The sequence below is a fragment of the Pseudomonas sp. TE21435 genome, assembly GCF_056279265.1.
On record NZ_JBWBQZ010000001.1, the window covers coordinates 3,210,859 to 3,228,338 of the forward strand.

Annotated in this window: 20 protein-coding genes and 3 tRNA genes; 10 read left to right on the forward strand and 13 right to left on the reverse strand. The window is 65.1% G+C overall.

Annotated elements, in window-relative coordinates; all coding sequences use genetic code 11:
* The first annotated feature begins 49 nt into the window (after positions 1 to 49).
* The 4 genes from ACZ9C1_RS14445 to yacG are packed head-to-tail and all read left to right on the forward strand — an operon-like array spanning position 50 to position 2,947.
* Positions 50 to 1,258: a type II secretion system F family protein gene (locus ACZ9C1_RS14445; protein ID WP_476254106.1), complete on the forward strand. Its 1,209-nt coding sequence runs from the start codon at positions 50 to 52 to the stop codon at positions 1,256 to 1,258.
* A 2-nt stretch (positions 1,259 to 1,260) separates the two neighbouring features.
* Complete coding sequence (locus ACZ9C1_RS14450) at positions 1,261 to 2,127, forward strand: prepilin peptidase (RefSeq protein ID WP_476254107.1); 867 nt, start codon at positions 1,261 to 1,263, stop codon at positions 2,125 to 2,127.
* A complete protein-coding gene (gene coaE / locus ACZ9C1_RS14455) occupies positions 2,127 to 2,750 on the forward strand; it encodes a dephospho-CoA kinase (RefSeq protein ID WP_038706809.1) in 624 nt (207 codons plus the stop codon). The genes ACZ9C1_RS14450 and coaE overlap by 1 nt, the downstream gene beginning before the upstream one ends.
* Positions 2,747 to 2,947 (forward strand): DNA gyrase inhibitor YacG, encoded by a 201-nt coding sequence (yacG, locus tag ACZ9C1_RS14460; protein WP_046854173.1) that lies wholly within the window; start codon positions 2,747 to 2,749, stop codon positions 2,945 to 2,947. The genes coaE and yacG overlap by 4 nt, the downstream gene beginning before the upstream one ends.
* A 159-nt stretch (positions 2,948 to 3,106) precedes the next feature.
* Here yacG and ACZ9C1_RS14465 read toward each other — a convergent pair whose 3' ends face one another.
* A complete protein-coding gene (locus tag ACZ9C1_RS14465; RefSeq protein ID WP_102682144.1) occupies positions 3,107 to 3,814 on the reverse strand; it encodes an energy-coupling factor ABC transporter permease in 708 nt (235 codons plus the stop codon).
* A gap of 86 nt (positions 3,815 to 3,900) precedes the next feature.
* On the opposite strand from ACZ9C1_RS14465, the gene ACZ9C1_RS14470 reads away from it, so the two are divergent.
* From ACZ9C1_RS14470 to ACZ9C1_RS14485, 4 genes are all read left to right on the forward strand, one after another.
* The gene (locus ACZ9C1_RS14470; protein WP_111532045.1) at positions 3,901 to 4,332 is read left to right on the forward strand and encodes a hypothetical protein; all 432 of its coding nucleotides are present in this window, start codon (positions 3,901 to 3,903) and stop codon (positions 4,330 to 4,332) included.
* A 55-nt stretch (positions 4,333 to 4,387) separates the two neighbouring features.
* A complete protein-coding gene (locus ACZ9C1_RS14475; RefSeq protein WP_038706811.1) occupies positions 4,388 to 5,017 on the forward strand; it encodes a DUF1780 domain-containing protein in 630 nt (209 codons plus the stop codon).
* Positions 5,018 to 5,149: 132 nt separating this feature from the next.
* Positions 5,150 to 5,323: a DUF3094 family protein gene (locus ACZ9C1_RS14480; protein WP_023631877.1), complete on the forward strand. Its 174-nt coding sequence runs from the start codon at positions 5,150 to 5,152 to the stop codon at positions 5,321 to 5,323.
* A gap of 84 nt (positions 5,324 to 5,407) precedes the next feature.
* Entirely contained in the window at positions 5,408 to 6,703 is a 1,296-nt protein-coding gene (locus ACZ9C1_RS14485) for an NAD(P)/FAD-dependent oxidoreductase (RefSeq protein ID WP_476254108.1), read from the forward strand.
* Between the two features lie 142 nt (positions 6,704 to 6,845).
* Here the strand turns inward: ACZ9C1_RS14485 and ACZ9C1_RS14490 are convergent, their stop codons facing one another.
* From ACZ9C1_RS14490 to rluD, 7 genes are all read right to left on the reverse strand, one after another.
* A complete protein-coding gene (locus tag ACZ9C1_RS14490) occupies positions 6,846 to 7,382 on the reverse strand; it encodes a dihydrofolate reductase family protein (protein ID WP_198755446.1) in 537 nt (178 codons plus the stop codon).
* Positions 7,383 to 7,485: 103 nt separating this feature from the next.
* Positions 7,486 to 7,561 (reverse strand) — tRNA-Lys (locus ACZ9C1_RS14495).
* 6 nt (positions 7,562 to 7,567) lie between these two features.
* Positions 7,568 to 7,644 (reverse strand) — tRNA-Pro (locus tag ACZ9C1_RS14500).
* Between the two features lie 4 nt (positions 7,645 to 7,648).
* Positions 7,649 to 7,724 (reverse strand) — tRNA-Asn (locus ACZ9C1_RS14505).
* 455 nt (positions 7,725 to 8,179) lie between these two features.
* Positions 8,180 to 10,744: an ATP-dependent chaperone ClpB gene (gene clpB / locus ACZ9C1_RS14510; RefSeq protein WP_102682148.1), complete on the reverse strand. Its 2,565-nt coding sequence runs from the start codon at positions 10,742 to 10,744 to the stop codon at positions 8,180 to 8,182.
* A 267-nt stretch (positions 10,745 to 11,011) separates the two neighbouring features.
* Positions 11,012 to 11,752, reverse strand: coding sequence for a peptidoglycan editing factor PgeF (gene pgeF / locus ACZ9C1_RS14515; protein WP_476254109.1), 741 nt, complete (start codon positions 11,750 to 11,752; stop codon positions 11,012 to 11,014).
* Positions 11,749 to 12,711, reverse strand: a complete 963-nt coding sequence (gene rluD / locus ACZ9C1_RS14520; RefSeq protein WP_038706814.1) for a 23S rRNA pseudouridine(1911/1915/1917) synthase RluD — start codon at positions 12,709 to 12,711, stop codon at positions 11,749 to 11,751. The genes pgeF and rluD overlap by 4 nt, the downstream gene beginning before the upstream one ends.
* A 149-nt stretch (positions 12,712 to 12,860) precedes the next feature.
* Here rluD and ACZ9C1_RS14525 point away from each other — a divergent pair, with 149 nt between their 5' ends.
* Complete coding sequence (locus tag ACZ9C1_RS14525) at positions 12,861 to 13,880, forward strand: outer membrane protein assembly factor BamD (protein ID WP_046854166.1); 1,020 nt, start codon at positions 12,861 to 12,863, stop codon at positions 13,878 to 13,880.
* 94 nt (positions 13,881 to 13,974) lie between these two features.
* Positions 13,975 to 14,205, forward strand: coding sequence for a PP0621 family protein (locus ACZ9C1_RS14530; protein WP_102682150.1), 231 nt, complete (start codon positions 13,975 to 13,977; stop codon positions 14,203 to 14,205).
* Positions 14,206 to 14,322: 117 nt separating this feature from the next.
* Here ACZ9C1_RS14530 and thiO read toward each other — a convergent pair whose 3' ends face one another.
* Genes thiO through pilV form a run of 5 tightly spaced genes read right to left on the reverse strand, consistent with a single transcriptional unit; the run spans position 14,323 to position 17,332 of the window.
* Positions 14,323 to 15,420, reverse strand: a complete 1,098-nt coding sequence (gene thiO / locus ACZ9C1_RS14535) for a glycine oxidase ThiO (RefSeq protein ID WP_457378128.1) — start codon at positions 15,418 to 15,420, stop codon at positions 14,323 to 14,325.
* A gap of 53 nt (positions 15,421 to 15,473) precedes the next feature.
* On the reverse strand, positions 15,474 to 15,872 hold the full coding sequence (locus tag ACZ9C1_RS14540; RefSeq protein ID WP_476254110.1) for a type IV pilin protein: 399 nt from the start codon (positions 15,870 to 15,872) through the stop codon (positions 15,474 to 15,476).
* 1 nt (position 15,873) lies between these two features.
* The gene (locus ACZ9C1_RS14545) at positions 15,874 to 16,344 is read right to left on the reverse strand and encodes a hypothetical protein (protein ID WP_476254111.1); all 471 of its coding nucleotides are present in this window, start codon (positions 16,342 to 16,344) and stop codon (positions 15,874 to 15,876) included.
* Positions 16,341 to 16,976, reverse strand: coding sequence for a PilW family protein (locus ACZ9C1_RS14550; protein WP_476254112.1), 636 nt, complete (start codon positions 16,974 to 16,976; stop codon positions 16,341 to 16,343). The genes ACZ9C1_RS14545 and ACZ9C1_RS14550 overlap by 4 nt, the downstream gene beginning before the upstream one ends.
* A complete protein-coding gene (pilV, locus tag ACZ9C1_RS14555) occupies positions 16,973 to 17,332 on the reverse strand; it encodes a type IV pilus modification protein PilV (protein WP_476254113.1) in 360 nt (119 codons plus the stop codon). The genes ACZ9C1_RS14550 and pilV overlap by 4 nt, the downstream gene beginning before the upstream one ends.
* Positions 17,333 to 17,480: the final 148 nt, after the last annotated feature.

Sequence of the window (17,480 nt, forward strand, 5' to 3'; positions counted from 1 at the left end):
GGGCAAGCTGTTACCGGGCTTTTCGCCCTCGTGCAAAAGGACTCTCGCCATGCCTGCTTCCACCCGTCTGTACGCCTGGGAAGGCGTCGATGCCAGCGGCGCGCCGCAACAGGGCCAGCACACTGGGCGCAGCCCGGCGTTCGTGCAGGCGTGGTTGCGCCAGCAGGGGATTCGCGCGACGCGGGTGCGGCTGGCGGGTGGGCTGCGCTGGCGCTGGCCGCAACGGGCGGGCAAGGTGGATGCGCCGGGGTTCAGCCGGCAGCTGGCGACCTTGCTCACGGCGGGGGTGCCGCTGTTACAGGCGTTCGAGGTGATGGCGCGCAGCACGGTGAATAGCGCCATGGCGGCGCTGCTGGTGCGGTTGCAACAGGATGTAGCGGCGGGGTTGGGTTTGGCGGATGCCTTGCAGCGCCATCCGGGGTGGTTCGATGCGCTGTACTGCAACCTGGTGCGGGTGGGCGAGCAGTCGGGCACGCTGAACCGGCAGCTGGAACAGATGGCGACCATGCTGGAGAAACGCCAGGCGCTGCGGCAGAAGGTGCGCAAAGCGATGCTGTATCCGGCGCTGTTGCTGCTCACGGGGCTGGGGGTGGCGGCGTTGTTGCTGCTGGAGGTGGTGCCGCGGTTCCAGGGGTTGTTCGCCAGTTTCGACAAGGCACTGCCGGCGTTCACCCAGTGGGTGATCGATTTATCCACAGGGCTGGGCAATCACGTCGGGTGGTTGGTGCTGTTGATAACTGCGCTGGGGTTTGGGGTGCGGGCGTTGTACCGGCGGCATCTGCCGGCGCGCCTGTGGATATTGCGCGGGGTGTTGCGGGTGCCGGTGGTGGGCACCTTGCTCGGGCAGGCGGCGTTGGCGCGCTTTGCCCGTAGCCTGGCGACCTCGTATGCCGCCGGGGTGGCGTTGCTGGATGCGCTGGCCACGGTGGCGCCGGTGAGTGGTAACAGCCTGCACGAGCGGGCGATCCTCAAGTTGCGCCAGGACGTGGCCGGTGGCATGGGCCTGCAGCAGGCAATGGAGGCGGATGCGCTGTTCCCGCCGCTGTTGCGCCAGCTGGTGGCGGTGGGCGAAGCCAGCGGCACCCTCGACCGGATGCTGGACAAGGCCGCGCTGCATTACGAAGAACAGGTGAGCCAGGCGCTGGAGCAGTTGACCACGCTGCTGGAGCCGGCCATCGTGCTGATCCTCGGGCTGCTGGTGGGGGGCCTCGTCGTGGCGATGTATTTGCCGATCTTCCAGTTGGGTAGCCTGATCTGAACATGAATGCCTGGACCGTAATCGTCGAACATCCGCCGTTTTTCTACGCCCTGGCCGCAGTGCTGGGGCTGCTGGTGGGCAGTTTTCTCAATGTGCTGGCGTACCGGCTGCCGATCATGCTCGAGCGCCAATGGCAGCGGGAGGCGAAGGAGGTGCTGGGGCTGCCGCAGGCCGAGCACGAGCGCTTCGACCTGTGCCTGCCGGCTTCGCGCTGCCCGCACTGCCAGCGCCAGATTCGCGCGTGGGAAAACATTCCTGTGCTGAGTTACCTGGCCTTGCGTGGGCGTTGCTCGGGGTGCAAGGCACGGATCAGTGCGCGTTATCCACTCGTGGAGCTGGCCACCGCGCTGCTGTCGCTGTTGGTCGCTTGGCATTTCGGGCCAGGCGTGGAGGCGCTGGCAGTGATGCTGCTGACCTGGGGATTGATCGCCTTGAGCCTGATCGATGCCGAGCACCAGTTGCTGCCGGATGTGCTGGTGCTGCCGCTGTTGTGGCTGGGGTTGATCGGCAACGCCTTCGGGCTGCTGGTGCCGCTGAGCGATGCGCTGTGGGGCGCGGTGGCGGGTTACCTGAGTTTGTGGTCGGTGTACTGGGTCTTCAAGCTGATCACCGGCAAGGAGGGCATGGGCTTTGGCGACTTCAAGCTGCTGGCCATGCTCGGTGCCTGGGGCGGCTGGCAGATCCTGCCGCTGACCTTGATGCTGGCGTCCTTGGTGGGGGCGCTGATCGGGCTGACCCTGGTGCGTTTCAAGCGCACGCAAATGGGCGCGGCATTGCCTTTCGGGCCTTATCTGGCCATTGCGGGGTGGATCGCATTGCTCTGGGGTGATGAAATAGTCGCCTCATACCTGCAACTGCTTGGAACCTGATGAGCACAGCGCCCTTCACACCCTGGATTCTTGGCCTCACTGGCGGCATCGGCAGCGGCAAGAGCGCCGCCGCCGAACGTTTCGTCGAACTGGGCGTGCACCTGGTCGATGCCGACCAGGCCGCGCGCTGGGTCGTCGAGCCGGGGCGCCCTGCCCTGGCCAGCATCGTCGAGCGCTTTGGCGCAGGCGTGCTGCAGGCGGACGGCCAGCTCGACCGTGGCGCCCTGCGCCAACTCATCTTCGCCGACCCGAGCCAACGGCAATGGTTGGAACAACTGCTGCACCCGCTGATCGGCCAGGAGATCTTCAGCTACCTGGCCAAGGCCGAGACGCCCTATGCGGTGTACGTTTCGCCGCTGTTGATCGAGTCGGGGCAGCACCAGAAGACCCAGCGCATCCTGGTGATCGATGCGCCGACCGAGTTGCAGGTGCAACGCACCTTGGCCCGCGACAACACCAGCGCGGAACAGGTGCAGGCGATTCTCAAGGCCCAGCTGGCCCGGGAAGAACGCCTGCGCCATGCCGATGACGTGGTGGTCAATGATCGTGACCTGCAATCGCTGCACGACGAAATCGACCGCCTGCACCACTTTTACCTGACTTTACGAGGAGGCCAGCCATGAGCCAGCCGATGACCGTTGATTGCCCGACCTGCGGGGCGCCCGTGGAATGGGGCGAGCAGAGCCCGTTCCGGCCGTTCTGCTCGGACCGCTGCAAGTTGATCGACCTGGGCGCCTGGGCGGCCGAGGAGCACAAGATCGCCGGGGCGGAGGAGTCCGAGGATGAGCTGTATTCGGGGGATCTGGAGCCGCGGCACTAAACGGATCGCGCAGCCTTGACAACAGCTGCTGCTTGAATCCTGGGGCCGCGTTGCGGCCCATCGCTGGCAAGCCAGCTCCCACAGGGACGGCGCTTGGCTTTAGGTTTACGCGGTCGGTGTGGGAGCCGGCTTGCCGGCGAGAGGCCACTCGATAACGCTTTAGCGCTCTTCATCCTTCCACGGCGCCTGCAAATAGCGGCTGCGGTTGAAGGTCTCCAGCCACTCCGGGCAGAACACCACCAGCGCACTGATCACCGTGCCATTGATGAACGCCTCGGGGAACATCATCAGCCATAGGTAGCCAACGAAGTCGCTTAGCCATTCCGGCATGGCGAAACGCTCGTCCATCCACAGCACCCCCAACCCCGCCGCCAGGCACAGCAACACCGTCAACGCCGCCGGGAAAAACCCGCAACAGAAGATATAAACGAACAGGTTACGCGGCTGGGCGCGCTCGACCAGGATCGCGCACACCTCGGTGACCAGCACCGGCAGGCCGACGATCAGCAGGCCGTTGACGCCGATGGCGGCAAGGTCCTGGCGGCCCATCAGCAACAGGCCAAGCTGGGCGAGAAAGCCGCCGAGCACGGCCAATGGCCAGTCCAGCAGCAGGGTGACGGCGGTCATGCCGATAAAGTGGTACGACACCCCGGTATCGAAGTCGCGGCGCACCAGCCAGAGTATGAACAGGCAGAACACCGTGCCGAACAGCAGGTGCTGGCGGCGGGTGTCAGTGAACAGCTCGACCCAGCGGGTGCGGCTGGCGGCCCAGATCAGCAGGGGCACGTAACCTATCCAGCCAAGGGTAAGGCTGGTGCTGGACAAGACTTGTGCGCTGATCACCTGAACAATATCCCTGTCGGCCATGTGGACAAGCCTGAGTCTACACCCATTCTCCCTTTCAGCCGGTTGCTATAGGCTGGCACCTCATTTCGATGCAGGACGCGTCCACCATGCCTGAAGGACTTAACCTGCCGCTGCTGCTCGGCGCGGCGTTCAGCGCCATCGCCGGCGTGCTGCACCTGGCGGTGATCGCCGTTGGCCCGCGTTGGTACCGCTTGTTCGGCGCTGGCGAGCGCATGGCCAGGGCGGCGGAGCAAGGGCGCGTCTACCCGGCCCTGGTCACTGCGGCGATCGCGGCGGTGCTGCTCGTCTGGTCGGCCTATGCCTTGTCAGCGGCTGGGCTGATGCGCCCGTTGCCCTTGCTGTTGCCGGTGATCTGCCTGATCACCCTGGTGTACCTGGCGCGGGGCCTGCTGGGGCCGCTGGTGCTGGCCGGCACCGGGCGAAGCCGGCGGTTTATCGCGGTCAGTTCGGCCATTTGCCTGGGCGGCGGGCTGCTGCATCTGCTGGGGGTGGTGCAGCAGTGGCTGGTGCTGGGCTGATTCCTACGCACAAACAGCATCTTACCGTCATCAATTAGCGACTAAGCTTGTCCCCATGGATGACTCAGACTACCTGCGCCTGCTTACCATCCAGGCCGAGCAAGCCAATGCGTTCCTGTCCAATGCCCGCAAATGGGAGCGCGAGCGTTGGGTCTGCCAGCGCCTGCTGCAAGGGCTGAACATCCCCTACCGCAGCGAGGATTTCACCCCGGCCGGGCAAGAGCCACCGGACGTGCTGTTCCGCGACGCGGCGTTCGAGGTGTTCTTCGTGCTCGACGAGGGCCGCCGGCTCAACGATGAATGGCGCGAGGAGCTGCAACGGCGGCGCAGCGCCTTCTCCCTGGCCCAGCTGGTGCGCCGCGAGCAGCGGCCCCGGCGCATCAGCGCCCAGGAGCTGCTGGCGCGCCTGGCGCCGACCCTGCGCAAGAAGTCGCACAACTACCGCGAGCGCGGGCTGGACCTGAGCGAGCTGGACATCATCGCCTTCGCCAGCCTCAAGCGCGAAGTGCTCGACCTCAATAGCCATTTCCCGCCGCCCACCGAGTACCTGCGCCAGGGCTGGCGGTCGCTGTCGCTGGTGGGGCCGACTTTCGCCCGGGTGCTGTTCGCCCACCCGGACGCGCCGGATTTCCTGCGCGGCAACCTGGGGCGCAGCATCGTGTTCGACGTAGGCATCAGTCTTTGATCCAGTGCCGGGTGTCTTTGCGATCACGTACACTCGGCGCCAGGGATAGAAAGCATTATCATTCGACCCATGCGTTTGCGTGAGCGCTGTGGCGTGCACGCAGTCACGAACGTCTATCTGACGAGGCCCACCATGACCAGCCGCCTGAATCCTGAAGATCAGCGTCGCGTCGATGAGTATCTGAGCGCCCCCCAGCATCAAGTCGAGCGCCGGCCCTTCCGGCCGTGGCTGCTCCTGCTGCTGGTGGTGGCCGTGACCATCGGTCTGGGCCTGTTGAGCCGCCTGCTGAGTGGACTGGTGCTATGAGCTGCCTCGCGCTCGCCCGCCTCTCATGCCGGATGCGGCCGGACCTTGTGTCCACGAATTCCGTAAAACTTGTGAGATATCCCCATGACTCATCGCATCGTGATTGTCGGCGGCGGCGCCGGCGGCCTGGAACTGGCGACCCGCCTGGGTAAAAGCCTGGGCAAGCGCAAACAGGCCGAGATCACCCTGGTTGATGCCAACCTGACGCACATCTGGAAGCCACTGCTGCACGAAGTGGCGGCCGGCTCGCTGAACTCCTCGGAAGACGAACTGAACTACGTGGCCCAGGCCAAGTGGAACCACTTCAACTTCCAGATGGGGCGCATGAGCGGCCTGGACCGCGAAAGTAAACTGATCCAGCTGGCCGCGACCCTCGACGACGAGGGCCGTGAGCTGCTGCCTGCGCGCACCATCGGCTACGACACCCTGGTGATCGCCGTGGGCAGCAATACCAACGATTTCGGCACCCTGGGCGCGGCGCAGCACTGCCTGTTCCTCGACAGCCGCAAGCAGGCCGAGCGCTTCCATCAGCAACTGCTCAACCACTACCTGCGCGCCCACGCGGGTGATGTGGCCAGCGAGCAGATCAGCGTGGCCATCGTCGGTGCCGGCGCCACCGGCGTGGAACTGGCGGCCGAGCTGCACAACGCCGCCCACGAGCTGGCGGCCTATGGCCTGGACAAGATCCAGCCGAAAGACATGCACATCACCCTCATCGAAGCGGGCCCACGGGTGTTGCCGGCGCTGCCGGAGCGCATCAGCGTGCCGGTGCACAAGACCCTGGAAAAACTCGGGGTGACGGTGATGACCAATGCCGCGGTCAGCGAAGTGACCGAGGATGGCCTGAAGACAGCGGCCGGCGAAGTGATCCAGGCCAGCTTGAAGGTCTGGGCGGCGGGCATTCGCGCGCCGGGCTTCCTCAAGGACATCGACGGCCTGGAGACCAACCGCATCAACCAACTGGTGGTGCGCCCGACCCTGCAGACCACCCTGGACGACAACATCTTCGCCTTCGGCGACTGCGCCGCCTGCCCGCAGCCGGGCACCGACCGCAACGTGCCGCCACGGGCCCAGGCCGCGCACCAGCAGGCCTCGCTGCTGGCCAAGAGCATCAAGCTGCGCCTGGAGAACAAACCGCTGCCGACCTACGAGTACAAGGACTACGGCTCGCTGGTATCGCTGTCACGCTTCTCGGCGGTGGGTAACTTGATGGGTAACCTGATGGGCAGCGTGAAGCTGGAGGGCTGGTTGGCGCGGATGTTCTATGTGTCGCTGTATCGCATGCACCAGATGGCGCTGTACGGGACCTTCCGCACCTTGATGCTGATGCTGGGCAGCAAGATTGGGCGGGGCACCGAGCCGCGCCTAAAGCTGCACTGAGGCTTCCAGCCCTTGAGGTTGCTCTGTAGGAGCGGCTTCAGCCGCGATGCAGGCACTGCGGTGCCTGGCACCCGCTTTGCGGGTGATCGCGGCTGAAGCCGCTCCTACAGGGATCGAGCCGAATCAACGCGGCCGCTACTGTTTACTTGACCACGCGATACGTGCTCTGCACGAACCCACTCTCGTAACTGGTCGTCTTCATGTGCTGCAACAGCACATCCTTCGCCAACTCGCCGAACAACGGTATCCCCTGCCCCAGCAGCACGGGGATGCGGGTGATGGTCAGTTCATCCACCAGCCCCTCGCGCAAGAACCCTTGAATCAGCTTGCCGCCATCCAGGTAGAGGCTCTTTGCGCCCGTGGCCTGCAGGTGCTCGAGCAACGCCGGGATCGGCCCCGGATGCAGCTCGACGCGCCCTGACACACCCCTGGGCAGTGCCTCGAGCGTACTGCTGACCACCACCACTCGCGTATCAGGGTACGGCCACTCACCAAAGGTCATGACCTTGTCGAAGGTGCCGCGCCCCATTACCAACGTATCGACGCCCGCCATGAAACCGGCATAGCCATGGTCGTCGCTGGACTGAGTCGCCCCCATCAACCAATCGAGGCCGCCGTCCTCGCGGGCGATAAAGCCATCCAGGCTGGAGGCAATGAAAACACTGGCTTTGAGTGGCATGCGCGGGCGCTCCTGCGGGCGAAGGCCACAGGGTAGCAAAGGGCGGGGATATAAATCGCGGACAAAAGAAAAAGGGCATCTCATTCGAGATGCCCTTTTTACATGGTGGGTCGTGTAGGATTCGAACCTACGACCAATTGGTTAAAAGCCAACTGCTCTACCAACTGAGCTAACGACCCGGAAAATGGTCGGGGTGAGGGGATTCGAACTCCTGACATCCTGCTCCCAAAGCAGGCGCGCTACCGGACTGCGCTACACCCCGAGATTGGCTCCGCGACCTGGACTCGAACCAGGGACCCAATGATTAACAGTCATTTGCTCTACCGACTGAGCTATCGCGGAACTGAACTTCGGTACATCTTTACTGCTTCGAAGCCTGTGTTAGCTTCGATCTCTTTGGCTATCCGCTTTCGCGTTGTCGCTGCTGAGGCCGGCTATTCTACATTCTTCGTTTTGCTTGTCAACCACTTTTTTTCGTTCAACTTACTGATTTGTAAGTTGTTTTCAGATCGTCGGTGTTGCTGGCGATCTGCTCAGTGCCTGACAGCGGGGCGAATATTAGGGGCACTCTGATTTTTGTGCAAGCACTTTTTTCAAAATTTTCAGCAAGTTAGCTGGGAAGCCGGAAAATCAGGGGTTTGCGCTGCCTGCACTGGCCTTATCGCGGGGCAAGCCCGCTCCCACGCATTGGGTATCTTCTGGCGCAGATCGGCGTGGGAGCGGGCTTGCCCCGCGATAAGGCCGGACAGCACACATAAAAAAGCCCCGCTGACGCGGGGCTCTTCGTTTACTGCGGGTCAGGCGAAGACGATCTCGTCGCCCTCCACCTTCGCGGTGATCGCCGCACCCGGCAGGAACTCGCCCGCCAGGATCAACTGCGCCAGCGGGTTCTCGATCCAGCGCTGGATCGCACGCTTCAATGGCCGTGCGCCGTACACCGGGTCGTAACCGACGGCAATCAGCTTGTCCAACGCCTCCGGGCTCAGGCTCAGCGACAGCTCGCGCTCGGCCAGGCGACCACGCAGGCGGCCAAGCTGAATCTCGGTGATACCGGCGATCTGCTCGCGGCCCAGCGGTTCGAACACCACCACTTCGTCGATACGGTTGATGAACTCCGGGCGGAAGTGCGCGCCCACCGCGTCCATCACTGCCGCACGCTGCGCTTCGCGGTCACCGGCCAGTTCCTGGATCTGTGCCGAGCCCAGGTTGGAGGTCATCACGATCACGGTGTTGCGGAAGTCCACGGTACGGCCGTGGCTGTCGGTCAGGCGACCATCCTCCAGCACCTGCAGCAGCACGTTGAACACATCCGGGTGGGCTTTCTCCACCTCGTCGAGCAGCACCACCGAGTATGGCTTGCGGCGCACGGCCTCGGTCAGGTAACCGCCCTCTTCATAGCCCACGTACCCTGGTGGGGCACCGATCAGACGCGCCACGGAGTGTTTCTCCATGAACTCGGACATGTCGATGCGCACCATGGCCTCTTCGGTGTCGAAGAGGAACTCGGCCAGCGCCTTGCACAGTTCGGTCTTGCCCACCCCGGTGGGCCCAAGGAACAGGAACGAACCACTCGGGCGGTTCGGGTCGGACAGCCCGGCGCGGGAACGGCGCACGGCGTTGGCCACGGCGGTCACCGCCTCGTCCTGGCCGATCACCCGTTCGTGCAGCAGGCTTTCCATCTTCAGCAGTTTCTCACGCTCGCCTTCGAGCATCTTCGCCACCGGGATGCCGGTCCACTTGGACACCACTTCGGCAATCTCTTCCTCGGTGACCTTGTTGCGCAGCAGCTGGTTGTCGGTCTTGCCGTGCTGGTCGACCATCTGCAGGCTGCGCTCCAGGTCCGGGATCACCCCGTACTGCAGCTCGGCCATGCGGCTGAGGTCGCCCTTGCGGCGCGCGGCTTCCAGTTCCTGGCGGGCCTGCTCGATCTTCTGCTGGATCTGCGCCGAACCTTGCACCTCGGCCTTTTCCGAGGCCCAGATTTCTTCGAGGTCGGAATACTCGCGCTCCAGACGCTCGATTTCCTCGGTCAGTTTTTCCAGGCGTTTCTTCGCCGCTTCGTCTTCTTCCTTCTTCAGCGCCTGGGATTCCACCTTCAGCTGGATCAGGCGCCGGTCGAGGCGGTCGAGCACCTCCGGCTTGGAGTCGATCTCCATGCGGATGCGGCTGGCGGCTTCGTCGATCAGGTCGATGGCCTTGTCCGGCAGCTGGCGGTCGGTGATGTAGCGGTGGCTGAGCTTGGCCGCGGCAATGATCGCGCCGTCGGTGATGGCCACCTTGTGGTGCACTTCATAGCGTTCTTTCAGGCCGCGCAGGATGGCGATGGTGTCTTCCTCGCTCGGCTCTTCGACCAGCACCTTCTGGAAGCGGCGCTCGAGGGCTGCGTCCTTCTCGATGAACTGGCGGTACTCGTTGAGCGTGGTGGCGCCTACGCAGTGCAGTTCGCCACGGGCCAGGGCCGGCTTGAGCATGTTACCGGCGTCCATGGCGCCCTCGCCTTTACCAGCGCCGACCATGGTGTGCAGCTCGTCGATGAACAGGATGATCTGGCCTTCCTGCTTGCTCAGTTCGTTGAGCAGGCCTTTGAGGCGCTCTTCGAACTCGCCGCGGTACTTGGCGCCGGCGATCAGCGCGCCCATGTCCAGCGCCAGCAGGCGCTTGCCCTTGAGGCCATCGGGCACTTCGCCGTTGATGATGCGCTGGGCCAGGCCTTCGGCGATGGCGGTCTTGCCGACGCCGGGCTCACCGATCAACACCGGGTTGTTCTTGGTACGGCGTTGCAGCACCTGGATGGTGCGGCGGATCTCGTCGTCACGGCCGATTACCGGGTCGAGCTTGCCTTCCTCGGCGCGCTTGGTCAGGTCGACAGTGTACTTGTCCAGGGCCTGGCGCGATTCCTCGGCGTTGGCGTCGTTCACTGCCGCGCCGCCGCGCAGGTTGTTGATGGCGTTTTCCAGGGCCTTCTTGCTCACGCCCTGGCCGAGCAGCAGCTTGCCCACCTTGCTGTTCTCGTCCATGGCGGCGAGCAGCACCAGCTCGCTGGAGATGAACTGGTCGCCCTTCTGCTGGGCCAGGCGGTCAGCCTGGTTGAGCAGGCGCGCCAGGTCCTGCGACATGTTCACGTCGCCGGTGGGGTTCTGGATTTTCGGCAGCTGGTCGAGCTCTTTGGTCAGCGCCTTGCGCAGGCTGTTGACGTCGAAGCCGACCTGCATCAGCAGCGGCTTGATCGAGCCGCCCTGCTGGTCGATCAGCGCCTGCAGCAGGTGCAGGGGCTCGATGGCCGGGTGGTCCATGCCCACGGCCAGGGATTGGGAATCGGATAACGCGAGTTGCAGCTTGCTGGTCAGTCGGTCTATTCGCATGGGGGATACCTTCCTTTAAAGGGCAGGCGGAGCGATGGACAGCACCTGTAATGATGAACCTGCCTGAGATGACCAATAGATAAGGGTGATTCTGGAAGATTCAAGCGTAGCGGGGTTGACGGAGGTCAGCAGGGTGGTGATGGGATTGATATTGCCGGGGCTGCTGCGCAGCCCAATCGCCGGCAAGCCGGCTCCCACAGGGGCAGTACAGACTTTGGCATGTGGGAGCTGGCTTGCCAGCGATTGGGCCGCGAAGCGGCCCCAGGCTTAGCGAGGGCTGAGCCACACCAGTGAAGCAAACCGCCCACCCTGCGGGGTACGGCGATAAGAGAAGAAGCGTGGATCGCTGACCGTGCAGAACCCTCCGCCATAAACGGCAGTCACCCCACGCGCCGCCAGGCGAATCCGCGCCAGCTGGTAGATATCGGCCATCAACTTGCCCGGCCGCTCGCCGTCGACGAACGCCGCGGCCGCCTCGGGATGCACGGCGGTAAAGGCATCGCGCACTTCCATGCCGACCTCGAACGCCTGCGGCCCGATGGCCGGGCCCAGCCACACCAGCACCTCTTCAGGTGGCAGGGCCAGGCGGTCGAGGGTGGCTTCCAGCACGCCACCGGCCAAACCGCGCCAGCCGGCATGGGCGGCGGCCACGCGGGTGCCGGCGCGGTCGCAGAACAAGGCGGGCAGGCAATCGGCGGTCATCACGGTGCAGGCGATGCCTGGCTGGTCGCTCCAGCTGGCATCGGCCTCGGCGACCACGGCAGGGTCGGCATCGGCCACCACCAGCCCGTGTACCTGCTTGAGCCAGGCTGGCTGGATGGCGAATTCGTCGCTCAGGCGACGACGGTTCTCGGCAACCGCAGCGGGGTCATCGCCCACATGATCGCCAAGATTGAAGGATTCATAGGGCGGCAGGCTGACGCCGCCCTCGCGGGTGGTGACACAGGCGCGTACCGAGGCCGGGGCCGGCCAGTCGGGAATGATCAGCGCCTGCGTCAGGCCACTCATCCGATGAAGCTCTCGCGGTCGTCGTTGAGCAGCGACAGCAGCCAGAGGAAGTCGTCCGGCAGCGGCGAGGCCCATTCCATGCGCTCACCGGTGGTCGGGTGATCCAGGGCCAGGAAGCGAGCGTGCAGGGCCTGGCGCGGGAAGTTCTTCACCGCCTCGACCATGGCCACGCTGGCGGCCGGCGGAATGCGGAAGCGCACGCCGTAGGTCTGGTCGCCGACCAGCGGATAGCCCACATGCGCCATGTGCACACGGATCTGGTGGGTACGGCCGGTCTCCAGCTTGACCCGCACATGGGTGTGCGAGCGGAAGCGCTTGAGCACGCGGTAGTGGCTGACGGCTGGCTTGCCGCCATCGGTGACCGCCATGCGCTGGCGCTCGCCGCCGTGGCGGCCGATCGGGGCGTCGATCTTGCCGCCGGCGATCACCACGCCGACCACGATGCACTCGTAGATGCGGCTGACCGAGCGCTTCTGCAGCTGGTCGACCAGATTGGTCTGCGCCTGCAGGGTCTTGGCCACCACCATCAGGCCCGTGGTGTCCTTGTCCAGGCGGTGCACGATACCGGCGCGCGGTACGTTGATGATGTCCGGCACATGGTGCAGCAGGGCATTGAGCAGGGTGCCGTCGGGGTGCCCCGCCGCCGGGTGGACCACCAGCCCGGCCGGCTTGTTGATCACCAGGATCTGGTCATCTTCATAGACGATGTCCAGCTCGATGTCCTGAGCCACCCATTCGCCCTGGGCCTCCTGCTCGGCCTCGAGGGCCAGGATGGAGCCGGTGTGGACGGTGTCGCGCGGCCGCAGCACCGCGCCATCGACGGTCAGGCGGCCATCTTTGATCCACGAGGACAGGCGCGAACGCGAGTACTCGGCGAACAATTGGGCGGCGACCTGGTCGAGGCGTTGGCCGCCCAGTTCGGACGGGACCTCTGCGCTAAGTTGAATGATCTCGGACATGCTCGAATCGACGGGCGTTCAGCCTTTGGTTTCGGCTGCGCGCTTGTGGTTAAATACGGCTTCTTTTGCCCCGGGGTTTGGCCGGGGGCGCTCATCATAACAGGACGGCACCGCCCAAGACAGCGGCCGTCAAAGGGACGCAAGCCGCCATGCAAGTGAAACACCTGCTGCTGATCGCCATCCTCGGGCTCACCGCTGCCTGTTCCTCGAACAAGGAAGTCATTGACGAGAACCTCAGCGAGGCCGAGCTGTACCAGCAGGCGCAGGCCGACCTGGACAACTCCAGCTATACCAGCGCCGTGAACAAGCTCAAGGCCCTGGAGTCGCGCTACCCGTTCGGCCGCTACGCCGACCAGGCCCAGCTCGAGCTGATCTACGCCAACTACAAGAACTCCGAGCCCGAGGCCGCCAAGTCGGCTGCCGAGCGCTTCATCCGCCTGCACCCGCAGCACCCGAACGTCGACTACGCCTACTACCTCAAGGGCCTGACCTCGTTCGACCAGGACCGCGGCCTGCTGGCGCGCTTCCTGCCGCTGGACATGACCAAGCGTGACCCGGGCGCCGCCCGCGACTCGTACAACGAATTCGCCCAGCTGACCAGCCGCTTCCCCAACAGCCGCTACGCCCCGGACGCCAAGCAGCGCATGATCTACCTGCGCAACCTGCTGGCCTCCTACGAAATCCACGTGGCCAACTACTACCTGAGCCGCGAGGCCTATGTGGCCGCCGCCAACCGTGGCCGCTATGTGGTGGAGAACTTCCAGGAAACCCCGTCGGTGGGTGACGGCCTGGCGGTGATGGTCGAGTCGTACCAGCGCATGCACCTGGACGAACTGGCCGCCACCAGCCTCGAGACCCTCAAGCTCAACTACCCGGACCACCCGAGCCTGGTCGATGGCCAGTTCGTCACCAAGGTCGACGAAAACGGCAACCGCTCGTGGCTGTCCAAGGCCACCCTGGGCCTGATCGAGACCAAGACCCCGCTGCCGCCGGGCGAGACCCGCGCCAACCAGGACGTGGTCAAGCAGTTCCAGGACGCCCGCTCCGAGATGCCCGAAGAACTGCTGCCCAAGGACGAGAACGGCGACCCGATCCTGCCGGAAGGTCCGAAGGAAGCCGAGAAGGACCGCAGCTGGTTCAGCTATATGACCTTCGGTCTGTTCGACTGATACGTCGCATGCAAAGAAAGGGAGGCCCGAGGCCTCCCTTTTTTATTGGCCGCGTCCTAGACTGTCGCCTTCTTCATTCGACAAGCTGGACACCATGGTTCGCCTACTTTTCTGGATCGCCCTGATCGCCGCCGCGTTCTGGCTGTGGCGCAAGTTCAAGACCAGTCAGCAATCGCCTGCCGAACCGCGCCTGCAGGACCCGCTGCAGATGGTGCGTTGCGCCCATTGCGGCGTGCACCTGCCCAATGACCGGGCGTTGCAGTTGGGCAAGGACTGGTATTGCAGCCAGCAGCATCTGGAGCAAGGGCCGGGGCAACCGCGCTGAGCGAGGCTGCCCTGCGGCCTTTCGCCGGCAAGCCGGCTCCCACAAGGTTCGAAGCCAGCGCAGTCGTTGTGGGAGCCGGCTTGCCGGCGAAAGGCCCGCACAGCGGGCCCGACGAACTTAAGCCAAACGCCCTTGCGGCGCATACGGCGCCGGATCGATGATCGGCGCACGCCCCAGCAGCAGGTCGCTGAACAGCTGGCAAGACGCCGGCGCCAGCACCAGCCCGTTGCGGTAATGGCCGCAGTTCAGCCATAGCCCCTCATGCCCCGGCACCGCGCCAATGTAAGGGATGCCTTCCGGCGACCCAGGGCGCAGGCCAGCCCAGTGCCCCACCACCTCGGCATCTGCCAGCGCCGGCAGCAGCTCCACCGCCGAAGCCTTCAGACTCTCAAGTGCATCCGCGGTCGGGGTCTTGTCGTAACCGGCATGCTCCAGAGTGCTGCCGACCAGGATATGCCCGTCGCGACGCGGGATCGCGTAGCGGCCCTTGGCCAGGACCATGCTCGGCAGAAAGTCCTCGGCGCACTTGAACAGGATCATCTGCCCTTTCACCGGCTCCACCGGCAGGCTCAGGCCCAAAGTCTGCAGCAGATCGCCGCTCCAGGCACCGGCACTGAGCACCACCTCGTCGGCAGCCAGCACACCCTGCTCGGTACGTACCCCGGCGACACGCCCGCCTTCATGGACAAAACCGCTGATCTGGCAATGTTCGCGCAGGGTCACGTTGGGCAGCGCCAGCAGCGCCGCCTTGAGCGACTTCACCAGCCGCGGGTTGCGCACGTTGGCCACGCCCGCCATGTACACGGCGCGGTGGAAGCCCGCTCCCAGCACGGGCACCGCGTCATAAGCAGCCGAGATATCCACGGCGCTGAGCGGCCGTTGCTCACGCGCCGCCCAGGCCAGCGCCTCGGCTTCGTCGTCCAGGTCCAGCCAGTACAGCCCGGTGGTGTGGACCTCCGGGTCGATGCCGGTGCTGGCGAACAGACGCTCGCCCAGCTGTGGATAGAAATCCTGCGACCAATGCGCCAGCGCCGTCACCGCCGGGCTATAACGCCAGGGGTACAACGGCGAGACGATGCCGCCACCGGCCCAGGACGACTCACGCCCTACTTCGCCCTGGTCGCACACCACCACCCGGTCGACATCCGCCGCCAGGTTCAACGCCGTCAGCAGGCCGATGACGCCACCGCCGACAATCACTACTTGCTTGCTCATCGTTCGATCCAACACCTGAAGTAATTCCACGGTGCGCGGGCACCTTTTGATCTTCAGCTTCCCCAGCATGTCTGCTCGTCTTCGCTGCCGCCCGGGTTGTCACGCACGCCAGCGTGATCGAGGCGGAAGTCGCCACAGCGGTCGCCTGCCATGAACGTCTCCGTCACACGGCGGGCAAGCAGTGTGAAAGCGTCTTCGTCGCGCTGTACCTGCAGGCGGTAGTAGCGGCTGCCAGCCGACAATACCGTGACAAGCTGCTCGCTGTCGGCATAGCCGCCGACATGCGCGTGATGCTGTTCCAGGCGCAACGCCGCGTCCTGCAGCAGCCCGACCACCTCGCCGCGCGCGGCACGGCGTAGCTGGTCGCTGTAACTGGGGTAGGCAATGGCTGCCAGCATGCCGATCAGCGCCACGACAATCAATAATTCGATCAGACCAAGGCCCCGCTGCATATCAGCCCTCCTCCAGGCGCTGCCGCCAGCTGATGCGTCCGATACTGCCCTGCCCGTCCACGGCATAGACCGCTTCCAGGAATTGTCGGCCACGCACCTGGTGGCTCAGCGCCGTGATCCGCACGAGGTCGACCCGCTTGTCTCGCGGCAGGCCGACGGCACGGAGTGTTTGCCCCAGGTGCTGGAGCAGCACGTAGCCACTGTCGGTGGTTCGCCACGGCGCGGCAGGTGATGCCGTCGGCAGCTCAGGCGGCAGGCAGTCAAGACACAACGCAGGCAACCCGCCTTGCAGCAACGCGGCCCCTTCCACCAGGCTGGCTTCGGCTTGTTCGAAGGCCTGCGCCCTGCGCCATTGTTCGCCGACCTGCCGCGCCTGCAGCAAGGCCTCGCGCATGCCCAGAGCGGTCAGCAGGCCAAGCAGCAGGCTGAGGCTCAGGGCCAGCAAGAGCACCACGCCACGCTGGCGAATCATGCGCCAGCCCCAGGATTGCGCACGGCCACGCTCAGTGCATGGCGCTGCTCCAGCCGATGTTCGCGGTCCTGCATGAGCAACTCGATATCGACGCGACCGTCGCCCTGGCGCACCCGCAGGGCCCGGACATTGTCGACCAGGCTGGCATGCTGGGCGTTGCTGGTGAACATCAGGCTGCCATTGCGCACGCGGTAGGTAACCCGGCGCACCGGCAAGGCCAGCAGGGCATCGCCAGGCACATGCTGGCCACGCAGGACCTGCGCCCAACTGCGACAGTCGGTTAGCACGGTCCAGTCCGGCGCACCGAGCAATCCCGGCAGCTCGGCGCCTACCAGCGTGAGGCTGTCAGCGTTGACCTCGATTGGCCTGGCGAAGGCTAGCGCAGCCTGCGGATCGGCGAAGTCCGCCGCCTCCAGGCGCAGGCAGCCGAACATGCCCGCCATGCGGATATCCTCGGCCAGGCGCTGCAGGACCAGGCGCGCATCGTCCTGCAGCCTCGCCACCGCGCCTTGCAGCCGCCAGGCCTGATAGGCCTGGCCGAACAACTGGCCCGCCGCCACCAGCAACAACGCCCCCAGGGCCACGGCCAACAACACTTCGACCAGCCCGGCGCCCGCTTGCCCGCGTTTCATGGCAGTACCTTGCCCTGCAACTGCAAGGCCGGGCGACCCTCTGCCTGGGCCGGCCAGTTCACCTGCAGCTCCAACATGCCGGCGTGGCGCCTGATCCGCCCCTGTGCCGAGGCGCCAAGCACCTGGGTGACCCGCGAGCGCCAGGCACTCTCCTCCCCCGCTTCGAGCGTGCCGCTGGCCCTCACCCGCTCGAGCATGCCCTGAGCCAGTTGCAACGCCTGACCATCGCGCCGGGTGCTCTCGGCCGCCTGCATGCCACGCACCTGCATGGCCGCTGCGGCGAACACCCCAAGCGCCAGCACCGTCATCGCCAGCAGCACCTCCAGCAGCGTCATCCCGCCGTCCTTCGCTCGCATCGTCGCCCTCCTGGGATCTTTCCTCGCCGTCTGCCCGAACCGGCTGACTGGCGCCTCGCGCGGCCAGGCCGGAAGCTACAGCGAAGCACTTCCAGGGAGGAATGCACGGTGAAGCAACAAGGCGTAACACTGCTACAAATGATGTGCG

Bases quoted from the DNA above. Each gene is read 5' to 3' on its own strand.
- ACZ9C1_RS14445 (WP_476254106.1), top strand. From the start codon at position 50: ATGCCTGCTTCCACCCGTCTGTACGCCTGGGAAGGCGTCGATGCCAGC.
- ACZ9C1_RS14450 (WP_476254107.1), top strand. From the start codon at position 1,261: ATGAATGCCTGGACCGTAATCGTCGAACATCCGCCGTTTTTCTACGCC.
- coaE (WP_038706809.1), top strand. From the start codon at position 2,127: ATGAGCACAGCGCCCTTCACACCCTGGATTCTTGGCCTCACTGGCGGC.
- yacG (WP_046854173.1), top strand. From the start codon at position 2,747: ATGAGCCAGCCGATGACCGTTGATTGCCCGACCTGCGGGGCGCCCGTG.
- ACZ9C1_RS14465 (WP_102682144.1), bottom strand. From the start codon at position 3,814: ATGGCCGACAGGGATATTGTTCAGGTGATCAGCGCACAAGTCTTGTCC.
- ACZ9C1_RS14470 (WP_111532045.1), top strand. From the start codon at position 3,901: ATGCCTGAAGGACTTAACCTGCCGCTGCTGCTCGGCGCGGCGTTCAGC.
- ACZ9C1_RS14475 (WP_038706811.1), top strand. From the start codon at position 4,388: ATGGATGACTCAGACTACCTGCGCCTGCTTACCATCCAGGCCGAGCAA.
- ACZ9C1_RS14480 (WP_023631877.1), top strand. From the start codon at position 5,150: ATGACCAGCCGCCTGAATCCTGAAGATCAGCGTCGCGTCGATGAGTAT.
- ACZ9C1_RS14485 (WP_476254108.1), top strand. From the start codon at position 5,408: ATGACTCATCGCATCGTGATTGTCGGCGGCGGCGCCGGCGGCCTGGAA.
- ACZ9C1_RS14490 (WP_198755446.1), bottom strand. From the start codon at position 7,382: ATGCCACTCAAAGCCAGTGTTTTCATTGCCTCCAGCCTGGATGGCTTT.
- clpB (WP_102682148.1), bottom strand. From the start codon at position 10,744: ATGCGAATAGACCGACTGACCAGCAAGCTGCAACTCGCGTTATCCGAT.
- pgeF (WP_476254109.1), bottom strand. From the start codon at position 11,752: ATGAGTGGCCTGACGCAGGCGCTGATCATTCCCGACTGGCCGGCCCCG.
- rluD (WP_038706814.1), bottom strand. From the start codon at position 12,711: ATGTCCGAGATCATTCAACTTAGCGCAGAGGTCCCGTCCGAACTGGGC.
- ACZ9C1_RS14525 (WP_046854166.1), top strand. From the start codon at position 12,861: ATGCAAGTGAAACACCTGCTGCTGATCGCCATCCTCGGGCTCACCGCT.
- ACZ9C1_RS14530 (WP_102682150.1), top strand. From the start codon at position 13,975: ATGGTTCGCCTACTTTTCTGGATCGCCCTGATCGCCGCCGCGTTCTGG.
- thiO (WP_457378128.1), bottom strand. From the start codon at position 15,420: ATGAGCAAGCAAGTAGTGATTGTCGGCGGTGGCGTCATCGGCCTGCTG.
- ACZ9C1_RS14540 (WP_476254110.1), bottom strand. From the start codon at position 15,872: ATGCAGCGGGGCCTTGGTCTGATCGAATTATTGATTGTCGTGGCGCTG.
- ACZ9C1_RS14545 (WP_476254111.1), bottom strand. From the start codon at position 16,344: ATGATTCGCCAGCGTGGCGTGGTGCTCTTGCTGGCCCTGAGCCTCAGC.
- ACZ9C1_RS14550 (WP_476254112.1), bottom strand. From the start codon at position 16,976: ATGAAACGCGGGCAAGCGGGCGCCGGGCTGGTCGAAGTGTTGTTGGCC.
- pilV (WP_476254113.1), bottom strand. From the start codon at position 17,332: ATGCGAGCGAAGGACGGCGGGATGACGCTGCTGGAGGTGCTGCTGGCG.